Annotated in this window: 11 protein-coding genes; 8 read left to right on the top strand and 3 right to left on the bottom strand. The window is 56.0% G+C overall.

The annotated features are described in order from the left end of the window. Window positions 1-36: 36 nt before the first annotated feature. The 4 genes from J2X61_RS02635 to J2X61_RS02620 are packed head-to-tail and all read left to right on the top strand — an operon-like array spanning window position 37 to window position 7,509. Window positions 37-1,356: a glycoside hydrolase family 125 protein gene (locus tag J2X61_RS02635; RefSeq protein WP_310185727.1), complete on the top strand. Its 1,320-nt coding sequence runs from the start codon at window positions 37-39 to the stop codon at window positions 1,354-1,356. Then, entirely contained in the window at window positions 1,353-4,478 is a 3,126-nt protein-coding gene (locus J2X61_RS02630) for a beta-galactosidase (protein WP_310185724.1), read from the top strand. Before J2X61_RS02635 ends, J2X61_RS02630 begins: the two co-directional genes overlap by 4 nt. 3 nt (window positions 4,479-4,481) lie before the next feature. After that, on the top strand, window positions 4,482-7,214 hold the full coding sequence (locus tag J2X61_RS02625; protein WP_310185722.1) for an alpha-mannosidase: 2,733 nt from the start codon (window positions 4,482-4,484) through the stop codon (window positions 7,212-7,214). Window positions 7,215-7,260: 46 nt separating this feature from the next. Then, window positions 7,261-7,509, top strand: a complete 249-nt coding sequence (locus J2X61_RS02620) for a hypothetical protein (protein ID WP_274465806.1) — start codon at window positions 7,261-7,263, stop codon at window positions 7,507-7,509. 127 nt (window positions 7,510-7,636) lie between these two features. Here J2X61_RS02620 and J2X61_RS02615 read toward each other — a convergent pair whose 3' ends face one another. The 3 genes from J2X61_RS02615 to J2X61_RS02605 form a co-directional block, all read right to left on the bottom strand. Continuing rightward, window positions 7,637-9,778, bottom strand: coding sequence for a GMC family oxidoreductase (locus tag J2X61_RS02615; RefSeq protein WP_310185718.1), 2,142 nt, complete (start codon window positions 9,776-9,778; stop codon window positions 7,637-7,639). 317 nt (window positions 9,779-10,095) lie between these two features. Next, entirely contained in the window at window positions 10,096-10,392 is a 297-nt protein-coding gene (locus tag J2X61_RS02610) for a hypothetical protein (RefSeq protein ID WP_274465804.1), read from the bottom strand. Window positions 10,393-10,499: 107 nt separating this feature from the next. After that, complete coding sequence (locus J2X61_RS02605; protein WP_310185716.1) at window positions 10,500-11,357, bottom strand: helix-turn-helix domain-containing protein; 858 nt, start codon at window positions 11,355-11,357, stop codon at window positions 10,500-10,502. A 204-nt stretch (window positions 11,358-11,561) separates the two neighbouring features. On the opposite strand from J2X61_RS02605, the gene J2X61_RS02600 reads away from it, so the two are divergent. From J2X61_RS02600 to J2X61_RS02585, 4 genes are all read left to right on the top strand, one after another. Beyond that, complete coding sequence (locus J2X61_RS02600) at window positions 11,562-12,788, top strand: glycoside hydrolase family 130 protein (protein ID WP_310185714.1); 1,227 nt, start codon at window positions 11,562-11,564, stop codon at window positions 12,786-12,788. A 217-nt stretch (window positions 12,789-13,005) separates the two neighbouring features. After that, window positions 13,006-13,506, top strand: coding sequence for a hypothetical protein (locus J2X61_RS02595; protein ID WP_310185712.1), 501 nt, complete (start codon window positions 13,006-13,008; stop codon window positions 13,504-13,506). A 105-nt stretch (window positions 13,507-13,611) separates the two neighbouring features. After that, window positions 13,612-13,917, top strand: a complete 306-nt coding sequence (locus J2X61_RS02590) for a hypothetical protein (protein WP_310185709.1) — start codon at window positions 13,612-13,614, stop codon at window positions 13,915-13,917. Further along, the gene (locus J2X61_RS02585) at window positions 13,918-14,586 is read left to right on the top strand and encodes a PspA/IM30 family protein (RefSeq protein ID WP_310185706.1); all 669 of its coding nucleotides are present in this window, start codon (window positions 13,918-13,920) and stop codon (window positions 14,584-14,586) included. Window positions 14,587-14,685 lie beyond the last annotated feature (99 nt).

The raw sequence follows: 14,685 nt of genomic DNA, 5'->3' as shown, positions 1-14,685 counted from the left end.
AACATTGTTCATTATTCAAATGATGGAGGATATCCCATGGAACAATTCAGATTGCCCAAAATTGCGATGCCGAAGCTGGAGCTGCCGCAGGCGATTCAGGACGTGCTGGCGGAAGCAGAAGTGAAGCTGGCCCATCGCCCGAGATTATTGCAGTTATTTAAGAACTGCTTCCCCAATACATTGGAAACGACGACGAAATTGATGGAGGACGGCACGACCTTCGTCATTACCGGAGATATCCCGGCTTCCTGGCTGCGCGATTCGGTTGAACAGGTCATGCACTACGTGCCTTTCGCGAAGAACGATCCCGATCTGCAGCGCATCCTCAGCGGACTCATTAAACGTCATATTCACTATATCTTAATCGACCCTTACGCGAACGCTTTTAATGAATCGGCGAACGATTGGCATTGGAACCGAGCAGACCGGACGGACATGTCCCCATGGGTGTGGGAACGGAAATTCGAGCTGGATTCGCTGTGCTTCTCCATGCGTCTGGCCTATGCCTATTGGAAGGAAACGGAGTTGACGGATATTTTCGATGCCGGCTTTAAGGCGGCGATGATCCGTATCTATGAGCTGTTCAAGACGGAGCAGCGCCACTTCGAGGAGTCGCCGTACCGGTTCACACGCAATAACGGCATTCCGACCGACTCGCTGCGCAATAACGGCATGGGGATGCCTGTGAACTATACGGGCATGGTCTGGTCCGGTTTCCGTTCAAGCGACGATGCTTGCGACTTCCACTACAACATCCCGGCGAATATGTTCGCGGTTGTAGCGCTGCGGCATATGCAGGAATTCGCGGAATGGGTGTTCCGGGATACCGATTTCCTGCATGAATTGAAGACACTAGAAGCGGATATCGATCATGGCATCCAGCTGTACGGCATCTACCGCCATCCGGAGTTCGGCCCGATCTATGCCTATGAGACCGACGGCTTCGGCAACTACTGCCTGATGGACGATGCGGGAACGCCGGGACTGATGTCGATTCCGTATCTGGGCTATGTATCCGCCGATGATCCGGTTTACCGGAATACGAGACGATTTGCGCTCAGCAAGGAGAATCCGTTCTACTTCGAGGGCAAAGTGGCCAAAGGGATCGGCAGCCCCCACACGCCGGACAACTACATTTGGCATATGGCGCTGTCCATGCAGGGAATAACGGCGACCACGGCGGAAGAGAAGCTGGCGATGATCGCCATGCTTGAAGCGACGGACGCGGACACCGGGTATATGCATGAGGGCTTCCATGCCGACGATCCCGCCCTTTTCACGCGAAAATGGTTCGCTTGGTCCAACAGCTTGTTCTCCCAGCTGGTGTATCAAGCCATGAAGGAAGGCTTGCTATGAGGCGTCCCATTATCATTTTCTACGAGGCCGGCTTCCCGAGCGGCGCAGCAAGCGAAGTTCCGGCCGCCGAACTGACGGCGCTTGGCGGGAGCATAGCAGGCGTCGATGCGCTGGGTGAAGCGCTCCGGCAGGCGGAAGGCGGATGCTTCGTCAACCTGCATGCGCCCTACTTCCCGAAGTCCGCTTGGCCGGACATTTTGGCGTTCTTGCGACGCGGCGGCGCACTCCTCAGCATCGGCGGCGCCGCCTTCAAGCGGCCTGTGCGCCGCGAGGCCGGCAGCTGGTATGCGGAAGCGGAACAAACCGCTTACCATCAGCAATTGTTCATACATGAGATACTCCCGGTGGAATCGAAGGAAATTCGCAGTCTTGCGGCGTCTGCGGCGGTGCCGCTGCTGGCGGGGCAAGAATCGCTGTTCGAGATCGGCGATACATGGAACATGGTGCCGCATACGACGCGTAACAGCGATTTGCCCCTTCAGATGGGAGCGGCAGGGACGATGAGCACGCAGATCTATCCGCTGCTGAAGGGCGTAAGCCAAGAAGGGCGGGAGATCGCGGCGCCGGTGGTGCTGTGGGAGAACACCCGCGGCGAGTTCGCCGGTTCGCGGTGGCTGTTCGTGAACACTACGATCCGTGGAACGTTTTGGGCGAATGGCGGAGCGCAGTCCTTGATCGCTTGGGCGGCGATGTGCGCCCAAGGCGTTACGGAGCTGTGGATCAAGCCGAATTATGCCAGCTATGAGCCTGGGGAGCATGCGGTATTGACGCTGCAAACGCAGTACCTGGGAAGGCCTGTTGCCGGAGCTGCGTCGAGAGCGTGGACATTCGATCTGAAGGTAGAGCGTGAAGGGAGCGGGAAGGCCGTATGGGCGCAGCGCGTGACAGCCGAAGTGACCAAGGAATTCGGCAGTATGCGAATTCCAGTGCCGCTGGCGATCGAGCGCGGCTTGTACCGTGTGACCTGTCAAGCGGAGTCGGCGGACGGAGAGATTCGCATGCTGCGCCAAGGCTTCTGGGGATACGATTCGAGCTTGCTCGCCGAAGGAAGTCCGGTCCGTTGCGACCGCGACTATTTCATCCAAGACGGACGGCCCCTGCCGATTGTCGGCATGACCTATATGGCGTCCGACGTTGCGCGCAAATTTCTGTTCCTGCCGAATGCGGATGTGTGGGACCGGGATATGGCGCAGATGGCGAGGGCGGGCATTAACTGGATTCGTACGGGCATATGGACGGCTTACCGGAATATCATGCAGGTGGACGGCCATGCTTCCGAGGAAGTGCTGAGAGCGATCGACGCCTTCTTCTTAACGGCGAAGAAACACGGCTTGCAGGTGACGTTCACCTTCTTCTCCTTCACACCGGAAACATGGGAAGGCGTCAACCCCTACCTGGATCCTCAAAGCGTCGAGGCGCAGAAGCGGTTCATCCGCTCGATCGTGTCGCGTCACCGCGCGTCGACCCATGTGGATTGGGATCTGATCAACGAACCGTCGATGTTCGATCCGGCGCAAATTTTCGCGGACGGGCCTCGTTCCGGCAGGGACGCATTCGAGCAGGCCGCTTTCATCAATTGGCTCAAGGAGCGCCATGGAAGCATCGAAGGGCTCCAGGAGCGGTGGAATATGTCGCCGGAACAGCTGCCGACTTTCGAAGCGGCGGCCATTCCCGAAGCCGGAGACATCAACTTTGACGTGCAGGATATGCATAGGGCGAAGAAGGGCACCCGCTGGCTCGATTACTGCTTATTCTCAATGGATATGCACAATCGCTGGGCCCAAGAGCTCTACGATACGATCAAGGACATCAGTCCTAACCAGCTTGTCGTGGTCGGACAGGACGAGGCGCTGGGCGCGCAGCGGCCATCGCCATTCTTCTATGAGGAAGCTGTGGATTACACGACCGTTCACTCCTGGTGGCTGAACGACAATCTCCTCTGGGACGGCATTTTTGCGAAAACAGCTCGGAAGCCCAATGTGGTTCAAGAGACGGGCATCATGTACGTGGAAACGCCGGATGGACGCGCCAAGCGTTCGGAGAACGAGCTCCGCAGCATGCTGGAGCGCAAGTATGCGTATGCTTTCGCAGCCGGCGGTGCCGGAGCCATTCATTGGATCTGGAATACGAACTTCTATATGGATAATGCGAACGAATCGCATATCGGCGCGCTGCGCGCGGACGGCACGGAGAAACCGGAAGCGGACGTATCGTACGATTTCGGCCGGTTCATGGCGGAGATCCGGGATCTGTTCCGGGACCGGCAGCTGGATGACATCGCAGCGATTTTCCCTTATTCGAACGATTTCTCCAACCGGCAGTTAGCGTACGATGCGACGACGCGGATGGTCCGCGTACTCTCCTACCAGATGAACATGCCGCTGCGCGGCGCATCGGAATATCATCTGGACGATCTGGCGGAGCAGCCGCCGAAGCTGATTGTGCTGCCTAGCGCTCATAACATCGATGAGCAGGCTTGGAGCAAGCTGATCCATATCGTCAAGACGACGGGGGCGACGCTGCTGGCAACAGGTCCGGTCAGTCTCGATGCTTATTGGCATCCTATGCCGCGTCTGACCGATGTGTTGGGCGAAGGGACGCTTCACAATGTGCGCCGGGAAGAAAGGCTTCTGCTGCACGGCGCGGAACTGCCGGTATCCTACGGTCAGCGCCGCATCGCAGAAGTGATGAAGGAAGTGCGCACAGGCATTCCTGCGGCTGCGGGAAGCGGCCGTGGCGACACCGTCGTTCACATTCCGCTTGGCAGCGGCCGACTCATCTGGAGTCCGCTGCCGGTCGAATTGAACGAGAGAACGGATACGCTGGTCGAATTGTACCGGTATGCGATCGAAGCGGCAGGATGCGAAAGCGGATTGCAGTGGAGCCAGGGCGGCGATCTCGCCGGTGTCTTCGGGAGGAAGCTTCGTTATAGAGACGGCTTCTTATACGTATTCGTATCCGAATATGCGTGGGACGCGGAGATCGAAGTGAAGGATACGGACAGCGGGGCTGTCTATGCGTTTACTTTGGAAGCGGAGCGATCCGTACTTTTTGCAGCTGACAGCAAGGGCAGCATCCTGTCCGTCTACCGGCCGGAAGAAGTTCATATCGAGAGGAGCTAAGCCATGAGCACGAAGAGAACGGCGCATATTATTTCCCATACGCATTGGGACCGGGAATGGTATTTGCCTTATGAGAAGCATCATGTACGCCTTGTTAAATTGGTGGACACCTTGCTGGATAAATTGGATAACGACCCGAATTACCGCAGTTTTTATTTGGACGGCCAAACGATTATTTTGGAGGATTACCTGCAGGTACGGCCGGATCAGAAGGGCAGATTGGAGAAATATATCCAGGACGGCCGTATCATCATCGGTCCTTGGTATATTTTGCAGGACGCGTTCCTCACCAGCAGTGAAGCGAATGTGCGCAACATGCAGATCGGTCATCAGGATGCGAGAAAATACGGCTCCGTGGCCAAAATCGGCTATTTCCCCGATACGTTCGGACTGGTCGGCCAGACGCCGCAGCTGATGCAGCAGTCGGGCATTACGAACGCGCTGTTCGGCCGCGGCGTGAAGCCGACGGGCTTCAACAACACCGTCTCCGACGGCGATTATGAATCGTCGTTCTCGGAGCTGATCTGGGAGGGGCCCGACGGTTCCAAGGTGCTTGGCATTTTATTCGCCAATTGGTATTCGAACGGCAATGAAATTCCCGCTGACCCGGAAGCGGCGAAAGCCTACTGGGAGCGGAAGCTGGCGGATGCAGAGAAATATGCGTCAACAAGCGAGCTGCTCTTCATGAATGGCTGCGATCATCAGCCGATCCAGCTCGATTTGCCCGAAGCGATTCAGACGGCGCGTGAGCTGCATCCGGATACCGTATTCGTTCATTCGAACTTTCACGATTATTTGCAATCTGTGCAGCGTTCGCTGAAGCATGAGCTTTCTACCGTCAAAGGCGAGCTGCGAAGCCAGCGCACGGACGGCTGGTCGACGCTGGTGAACACCGCTTCGGCGCGCGTGTATTTGAAGCAGATGAATCAGCTGGGGCAGGCGATGCTGGAGAAAGTTGCCGAACCCTTGGCGGCGTTCGCGCACGTCCTCCGCGCCGGAGAGAACTATCCGCACCATCTGTTCACGTATGCGTGGAAGACGCTCATGCAGAACCATCCGCATGACAGCATCTGCGGCTGCAGCGTCGATGAAGTGCACCGGGAAATGGTCACACGCTTCGAGAAAAGCCGGCATGTAGCCGAGGCGATCGTTGAAGCAAGCTCGCGTGCCATTGCCGGAGCGGTTAATACATCAAGCTTCGGGAAGGATGCACTGCCGGTTGTCGTCTTCAATACATCCGGTTGGGAGCGTACGGGTGTTGTAACTATCGAGATCGATGCGCTGCGCTTATATTTCCGCGATGGCTACTCGCTGGAGGAAGCAAGCCGTCTCGCCAAGGAAGCCGATCTTGCCGGACGCGTGCTCGTGGATGAACATGGCGTGGAAATTCCTTGCGCGGTGGAAGACGCCGGGTTGCAATTCGGCTACGAGTTGCCCGATGACAAATTCCGTCAGCCGTATATGTGCCGTAAAGTGAGATTGACATTCGAAGCGGGGAAAGTTCCTTCGCTGGGATTGAAAACGTACGCTTGGGTGATGAAGGCGTCGACGCTCCCTCCCACGTCCTCGCTGCTTATCGGAGACCGGACACTCGAGAATGAGGTTCTGAAAGTAACCATTGCGGATGACGGTTCATTCGCCGTAACGGACAAAACCAACGGCCGCACGTACCGCGATCTGGGCGTCTATGAGAATACCGGGGATATCGGCAACGAGTATATGTACAAACAACCGGACGGTGAAACGGCACGAACGACCAAAGGATTGGCCGCGCAAATCCGCGTGCTGCAAGATACGCCATATCAGGCGGCAATCGAAATCGTCCATGCGTGGGAGATCCCGGCGTCGGCGGATGAGAAGCTGGAGGAAGAACAGCGTGACTTGGTCTACTTCCCGTATCGTAAAGCGCAGCGTTCCAAGCATATGGTGCCGATGACGATCCGGACCGTTGTTTCTCTGAGCCGCAACGGCCAAGGGGTCGTAGTGGAGTCGGCGTTCAACAATCAGGCTAAGGACCACCGTCTGCGGATGCTGTTCCCTACGGATCTGAACACGAATGTTCACCGTGTGGACTCTATGTTCGAAATCCCGCAGCGCGACAACACGCCGGCGGGAGAGTGGGAGAATCCGAGCAATACGCAGCACCAACAGGCATTCGTTGATGTCAGCGAGGCGGGAGCAGGTCTTGTTGTTGCCAACCTCGGCTTGAACGAGTATGAGGTTCTGCGGGACGGACGCAATACGATTGCGGTAACGCTGCTCCGTGCGGTTGGCGAGCTTGGCGACTGGGGCTTGTTCCCGACGCCGGAGGCGCAGTGTCTCGGCGAGCATACGGCACGCATGGAGCTCATTCCGTACAGTAACTCCAGTATGCAGTCCAGGGCATATGCGGAAGCCTATCAATTCCAGATTCCGTGGACATTATGCCAGACGGAGGTTCACGGGGGAAGCATTGCGCCTACGTTCGGGCTATTCCAGTGGGAAGGCGAGGAGCTGGCTTTCTCCTCGTTGAAAATGAACGAAGGAACCGGAGATTTGCTGCTCCGTTGGTACAACATGAGGCCTCAAGCTGCAGAATTGAAGCTGAAGGCCGGTATTCCGCACTACTATTTCTACAAGAGCACGATCCTCGAAGAGCACGGGGAGCGCGTCGACGCAGCTGTCTCGGACGGCCGATTGTCGCTGCCGGTAGGTGCTTGCGAAATCGTCACGCTCGGCGTTGCTCGCCGCAGCTAAACGTAAAGGGCGCCCCCCAGCTATGTGAATGGCTGGGGGGCGCCCTTTGTGCGTTTGGCGGCCTGCGGGCGGCAAGCTTTATGCGCCGCGCAGGCTATTAGGCGGCTCGGGCAGGGGGGCGGCGCTGCATAGAGGCGGGAGCGCGTGCCTGCCGGAGATGCGCTTGTGCCAGCGCGGCGCACTTGGCAGGAGTACGCGTCTCCTGCCGAGCACGTGCCAGCGCGCTGTGCTGCCGCCAGGTTTAACGGACACCACGGCCGTTAAACCCAGGAATGTGGGCGCGCGGCCAATGTAACGGACACCGAAGCGCTTATTTACCGCAAATGGGGCGCAAATGGCATACGCATCGGCAAATAGGGACATTGGTGTCCGTTAGAATGCCAATTCGGCCATCATTGGCCGAATAAGGGCCGCTGTGTCCGTTAGCCATGCCTAACCAGATTTCCGGCTGTGCGGAAAGCCAAGGCCAGAATTGTCAGCACCGGATTCACGCCGCCATTGGTTACATGGACGGAGCCGTCGCTCACCCAGAGATTGTCATATCCGTGAACGCGGCCTTTCGGATCGGTAACGGAAACCGCCGGGTCGTCCCCCATGCGCAAGGTTCCCGCCTGATGCTGTCCCGCACTAAGCTCTCCGCCCGGCTGCGTCCGCCAAACCCGGCGTGCGCCGGCCGCCCAGAGCCAAGTCTCCGCGCGCTCCGCCAGCATGGCGGAGGCCCGAAGCGACTCGGGGTGGACACTTCCCGAGAGCCGGGCGACGGGCATGCCGAAGCGGTCTTTGACCGCCGGGGAGAGCCTTACTCTCGCCTCGGGCGTCGGAATGTCCTGGATCGGGCCCTGGACATGGCTGGTGCGCAGGTAGCTCTCGCGCATTGCAGCCTTCCCGGCGGCACCCCACCGCACGGTATCGGGTGCTAACGCGCGGTACCAGTGAATGAGGGGCAGCCGGGTGAACTCATTGGCCAGCATCCCGCCGCCGATGATCCCGCCTCCGTTGCCGTGGGCAAAGTGACGGGTAGCGATGCTTACCCCGGGTCCAAGTCCGTCTTGGACCGGCTCGTCAAAGAGGCCGTAGGCTCCCGAATACACATGGCCCTGAAGGTTCCTTCCGACCTGCCCGTACCGGTTGCCGATGCCGTTCGGTTCGGCATCGCTCGCCGAATGGAGGAGCAGCCGCGCACTTTCAATGGCGCCGGCAGCAACGATCACGTGCCCTGCCCGCACCTGGAGCCGCCGGAGCGAGCCTCCCGCAGCCTGCACAAGCCGAACGCCGGTAGCGTGTTTGCCTCCCTCAGTGTCGATTCGTTCGACCATCGCATCGCAGATCAGATCGCAGTTGCCGGTAGCCATGGCGCGCACGAGCATCGTATTGTGACCGCCGTTCTTGCTGTTCGTCGGACAGGCGAACCCGACGCACTGCCCGCACCTCCCGCAGGCGGAACGGCCGTCGCGCTCGACGGAATTGATGAGAAGGGGGACAGGTCCTGCGTCCCACCCCAGCTTTGCCGCCGCACGCGCCAAACGCTCCGCTTCCAGCGTACTGGGCAATGGCGGCATCGGGTATGGCCGCTGACGATCTCCGCATCCGCGGTGTGCGTCTCCGTCTCCCGAGACGCCGATTTCCCATTCTGCGCGCTCATAATAAGGTTCAAGCTCCTCGTAACTAAGCGGCCAATCGCGAAGGGAGCTTCCGTCCGGTATGCCGTAACGGGTCGCCATCCGAAAGTCATCCGGATGAAATCTCCAGGCTTGCGCTCCATACACGCGTGTGCCGCCGCCAACCGTCATCGCGTTATTATGATAGCCGCCATCGATAGGGGCTGTTATCCGTTCGGTGCCGTCCGCCAGCACGATCGTGCGGGGATGGCCTTCCAGCTCCGGCCCTGTATTGTGGCCATATTTGCTTAACCGGTGATTGCGGAGATGATCGCTGCCTACCTGGTCGAAGCGAAGCCAGCTTCCGCGCTCAACGACGAGCACGCGGAGCCCCGCTTCGGCCAATACGGCCGCTGCCACCGAGCCCCCGGCCCCGGCTCCCACGACGATTGCATCATACTCTTCACGAAGCTGTTCGATCGTTCGCTGCGGCAGATCCGTCTCCGGATTCGCGGCGCCGGTACCCGATACCGGCCCCGGGCGGAAGCCAAGCATCTCCCAGGACTTCCCGCCGAGATTCCCGCCGGCTTCCGGACTTCCATAATATCCTTCAGCAACCAGGTTCAGAATGGCAGCAAAGAAAAGCTTCGCCGAAGGCGAAACAGGCCAGCTGCTACGGGTACGATCAAGCTCAAGCTCTTGTAACAATGCATCCTGCTTGTCACCCGACAGCTGAGAGAAGGGGTGACCATGCAAGGCGGCAGCCTCCGCATCCAGGGCGCGCAACCCGGGTTCGATGACATCTTTCCAAGTGCCGGGATCCTCCTGGGCGCGCCGCTTCACATATTCCGTAACGCCGCCTTCGGTTGCCGAAGGCCAAGCATCCTTCGGAATGAGCCGATCTGCGATAACGCTTACAATCGCGTATGTTTCATCCGATAAATCATAGTTATCACCGAGTTTCATCTTCCTCCACCCCTGATTTCCAGTCTCCTTGCAAGGTCAAATGGCAGCTTCATGAACGTACGCTCCTTTCCCCGTCGAGGCCAACGAATTCCAATCATGAAAAGATTCAAGGGCTTATATCGCTTATGCAGTGGTTCGTGGAGGGAATGTGGATGTAAGCGCTTATAGGGATAAGTCTATCACGCTATTCGACTTTCCTGCCAGACTTTTCATGGATGCAGCAAGATGCGAACGAGCATCATGACGTCTGCCGCCAATGCAAAAAGCAGCCGCTCATGGCGGGCGCATCGCCCGGAGCAGCTGCTTCTTCATTTGACTTATAGCTTAGTAATCGGCTTGTAAGTCCAGTCTCTGGATAGCCGGATGGCCTTCAGGACGCGTATTCCCTGCGGTTTGGGATGAAGAATTTTAAACTCCATCGCAGGCGCAATATTTTTCAATTCGACCTCTAGATCATAATGTCTTAAGAACAAATCGATATAATGCCCGACCGTCGGTTTGGTCCCGATGTCAACGAATAACTCCAACTGCTCCGTGCGGACGCCAAAATAATCGGTTATTTCAACGGTCAAAAAATATTTATCCTGGGTTGTAATCTTATGTGCCGTATTCATGATGTCTGCTCCTCTGAAGTATGGTTAGTTAGCCATTCGATTCGGGAAGAGCGGATTCCTTCAAATTCGGATCCAGGGTGACGATGTACATTTGTTTCCATGAATGTCTACAGTGCGGGTTCCTCAGCTTCCTGCCTGCGGTATTGTTGAGGCGTAAGAGATACCTGTTCGCGAAAGGTTTTGGAGAAATAGCTCGCGGACCGAAAGCCGGTTCGCTCGGCGATCAGATGGATGGGCAGTTCACCGCTTCGCAACAGATGTTTGGCAAGCTCCAACCGGGTTTCGAGCAGCTTCTCTTTGAATGTGACGCCATAATATTGTTTCATGATCCGTTCCAGTTGACGAACGCTAACGCCGATCTTCCCGGCCAATGCTTCCGGGGTAAGCTCTTGAGACGGATCGTCGAAATAGGTATCGGCGATATAGCGCCGGGAGTCGTCGGGAATTTTAAGAGGGATATAATAGTTGGATTTCTTATGTTGAGTAAAAGAGCGAACGGCGTTCATAATGATTTGACTCACTAAGCTTTGTACCACCGTATAGTAGCCCAAATATTGCATCTCGAATTCTTTCAGGATGGATTCGAACAGCAAGACCGTACGGAACTCGTCTTTGCCGAACCAGAAGCGGGTGTTCGTTAAGGTTCGCAGGACCTCGTCGATTTCCGATTGGAGATAGGTGCTGCCCTTGGTCTGCCTCCCGGACCGGATTTTGATCTCAAAATTAATGCAATACTCGCTCATCGGATCATCCCGATCGGCAAGCTGCTCGTGGTACACCCCGGGCCCCGTCACGTAGAAAATGCCAGGTTCAATTTGAAATTGTTGGTGCGACACCCGCAGCAGCCCTCTGCCTTTCGGAATAAAATGCAGTTCATAGCTGCTGTGGCAATGATTGCCGTAGTACCAGGAAGGAACGGGGGGTTCATAATTGATATATAAAATATTGATCAACATATTGCCCATCTGGTGTTTAATATTTAAGTTTTCGTAAACCACCGGTGTTTGCAGCTGCTTTCCTCCGTTCTTCCGTCCTAAGTTTATTATAACGGTAGAATGTGAAAAAAACGACATCATTTGTAGATCTCGTCGACTATGTCTATTTATTCGCATTCGTCCTTAACTTATGCTTAGGAGGAGTAAAATATGGTCTAGGAGGCACTTGCACACATGGCACCTCAATTCAGATATTCATCCCAACCGGTGTTAGAACCTGCTGCGGGTTGTGATTGGGCAAGCAAGATGGTCCTTAATCCCGCCATCGTCAAAGATCCCGTTTCCGACAGGCTGCATATGCTGTTCCGGGCGACAGGGCCATGGTCGCAGAAGCGATTGGAAGGCAAGCATGATCCGTATCCGATCTTTCTGGGTTATGCGTTCAGCGACGATCTTGGAGCGACCTGGGAGGCCGACTTCTCGCGTCCTGCGCTGGCGCCAAGCTTGAATTGGAACGAAGCTGACATTGTCATTCATAATGTGAACGGCGAGCTTGTGAAGGATTATGCCAATGGCTGCATCGAGGATCCTCGCATTTTTCAGGTGGAAGGCGAATGGTATGTCTCGGTGGCATGCAGGCTGTTCCCGCCCGGCCCTTATTGGTTAGTGGAACAAGACCCTCCCGTCCAGACCCGGTATGACTATGTGCCGGAGTGGGCGCTCACTGGCGATGAACCGTTCCATGTCACCGCTCGAATGAACGAAACGGTGACGGTGCTGTATAAACTGAATTTGGATAAGCTGAAGGCAGGTCATTACGAGGAGGCTTTCACATACGTATGCCCGCTAACGGATGGGGCACGGAGCGATAATCGCGATGTGTTCCTGTTTCCTGAGAAAATGATGATAGACGGTAAGCGGCAGTATGTGCTTCTGCACAGGCCGATGAACCCGGCTCATTTCCCGGGCGGAGAAGCAGCCGGGATGCCATCCATTTTTGTTGCCGCTGCTGAGCGGATCGAGGATTTCGCGACGTCTGAAGCCACACATTGCCTCATGGCAACCGGCATATTCGATTGGGAGGAAGACCGTATTGGCGCCAGCTGGCCGCCGCTGCAAATTTCCGAAGATGAATGGCTTATCTCTTATCACGGCAAGAAAGATGTACATTTCGGCTATACCCAATCCTTCATGATCGTGAAAGAGCGCGATAATGGCTTCCCTGTCGTCACGCACCGGTGTCCCGATCGTCTGATGTTTGCGCAGCAGGATTGGGAGATGCCTTCGGACTATCCGACCCCGTGTCTGTTCGCAACGGCTGGCATTGTAGTCGGCGACGATTTGATTATTTCGTACGGCGCTGCGGATCAGAAGGTAGGGATTGCATGGGTGAATTATGAAGACTTAATTGCGCATATTCGCCATTACGATGCAGATGGGAACGCTTTGGAGGATAGATGAACGAAGCGTCAGAAGAAGCGGCTTGCCTTGGCAGCTGCTTTTTTGCTTTTTATAAGTAATGGTACAGGTTCAGGTACAGGTACAGGTACAGGTACAGGTACAGGTACAGGTGCAGGTGCAGGAACAGGTGCAGATGCAGGTGTAGGAGCAGGTGCAGGTGCAGGTGTAGGAGCAGGAGCAGGTGTAGGAGCAGGTACAGGTGCAGGTGTAGGAGCAGGTGCAAGAGCAGGAACAGGTGCAGGTGCAGGAGCAGGTGCAGGAGCAGGTGCAGGTACAGAAGCAGGTGCAGGTGCAGGTACAGAAGCAGGTGCAAGTGCTGGAACAGGAGCAGGAGCAGGTGCAGGTGCAGGTACAGGTACAGAAGCAGGAGCAGGAGCAGGAGCAGGTGCAGGTACAGGTGCAGGAGCAGGAGCAGGAGCAGGAGCAGGTGCAGGTGCAGGTGCAGGAGCAGGAACAGGAGCAGGAGCAGGAGCAGGTGCAGGAGCAGGTGCAGGTGCAGGTGCAGGAACAAGTGCAGGAGCAGGTACAGGTGCAGGTGCAGGTGCAGGTGCAGGTGCAGGTGCAGGTGCAGGAACAGGAGCAGGAGCAGATGCAGGTACAGGCACAGGTACAGGTGCAGGTGCAGGAGCAGGAGCAGGAGCAGGAGCAGGTACAGGCACAGGAACAGGTGCAGATGCAGGTACAGAAGCAGGTGCAGCATTCAGCAGATTCTCAGTGAACGTTCAACCCTCTTTCAGTTGGTTTTAATTGGCCTTTAAGATACGGGGTCTATACTTCAACTTGTAACGCGAATAAGAGAGAAGAGAGAAGAGAGGTGGAGAGCATGAGACATGAGTTTCCGGCCCCCCGGCTGCATGTCGGTAATCCGGTTGCGGAGCGATTTGCTGATAGTCATTATCACCACGGATTTCATGGTGGACCTATCCTTGGGATTGTTATCGGACTTATCCTTCTAATTCTGGTATGGGTAATGGCGAAAAGAATCCACAATAGAAGAACCGACATCAACCAACTGGCGGTGCCTGCTTTTATGATGGACGAGCATACCGTTATGTACAGTGCTTCATCTGCGCAGCGGGCGGCCACCTTGGATCAATGGGAACGCAACGTACTTAAGGAGGAGAAATAAATGGGAATTTTCAAACGTGTGAACGATATCGCCATGGCTGGCATTCATGAGGTGCTGGATAAAATGGAAAATCCGCTTAGTATGGTGAAGCAATATATACGCGAGCTGGAAGGGAAACTGATGGAAGCCAAGCTTGCCTTATCCAATCAACTGCTTGCCGAACGGAAATATGAAGTTATCATCGCAGAGCTTGAACACCTCGTACAGAAGCGCACCCGGCAAGCAAATATCGCGATTGACCGGAACGAGGAAGACATGGCGGTACTGGCTGTGGAGGAGAAGTTGGCCACAGAGCGTAAGCTGCAAGCACACCAGGATCAATATGAGGCGATGAGACAGCAGACGCTGGCTCTGGAAGATCAATTGAAGAGATTGATGGAGCTGTACGAAGAGCTGCAAAATAAAAAGCTCATGTACTTGTCCAGAGCGAACACGGCTCATGCGATACAGCAAGTGAACAATACGCTTTATTCGGTTGATGCCTCGAGCATTGGCAAAAACTTCGCTAGAATGGAAGAACAAATCTGGCAGCTGGAGGCCAGAGCTGCAGCATCGCTTAGGGTGAACAAGCTGGTTAATGCCACTGTGAGCAGCGCGCCCGATTTGGCTTTCCAGGAAGATGTGAGCCTGGAGCTTGAGAAGCTCAAGGCTGCGAGGAAAGCCGTCTAAGACGCATACAAGAGCAGCCGCTTCGGCGGCTGCTTTTTTCAACTTATACATTCCTGCCCCGCGATCTCCCACGTCGACACCCATCGGCGCATAGGAAAT

The sequence above is a fragment of the Bacillus sp. 3255 genome (genome assembly GCF_031456485.1).
In the GTDB taxonomy this organism is placed as follows: Bacteria; Bacillota; Bacilli; order Paenibacillales; family NBRC-103111; genus Paenibacillus_E.
The sequence above is the reverse complement of the archived record's forward strand: the minus strand, read 5'-3'. Positions and strand labels throughout refer to the sequence as shown.

Coding starts and splice junctions, on each gene's coding strand:
- J2X61_RS02585 (WP_310185706.1), top strand. CDS start 13,918: ATGGGAATTTTCAAACGTGTGAACGATATCGCCATGGCTGGCATTCAT.
- J2X61_RS02615 (WP_310185718.1), bottom strand. CDS start 9,778: ATGAAACTCGGTGATAACTATGATTTATCGGATGAAACATACGCGATT.
- J2X61_RS02590 (WP_310185709.1), top strand. CDS start 13,612: ATGAGACATGAGTTTCCGGCCCCCCGGCTGCATGTCGGTAATCCGGTT.
- J2X61_RS02630 (WP_310185724.1), top strand. CDS start 1,353: ATGAGGCGTCCCATTATCATTTTCTACGAGGCCGGCTTCCCGAGCGGC.
- J2X61_RS02625 (WP_310185722.1), top strand. CDS start 4,482: ATGAGCACGAAGAGAACGGCGCATATTATTTCCCATACGCATTGGGAC.
- J2X61_RS02600 (WP_310185714.1), top strand. CDS start 11,562: ATGGCACCTCAATTCAGATATTCATCCCAACCGGTGTTAGAACCTGCT.
- J2X61_RS02610 (WP_274465804.1), bottom strand. CDS start 10,392: ATGAATACGGCACATAAGATTACAACCCAGGATAAATATTTTTTGACC.
- J2X61_RS02635 (WP_310185727.1), top strand. CDS start 37: ATGGAACAATTCAGATTGCCCAAAATTGCGATGCCGAAGCTGGAGCTG.
- J2X61_RS02605 (WP_310185716.1), bottom strand. CDS start 11,357: ATGGGCAATATGTTGATCAATATTTTATATATCAATTATGAACCCCCC.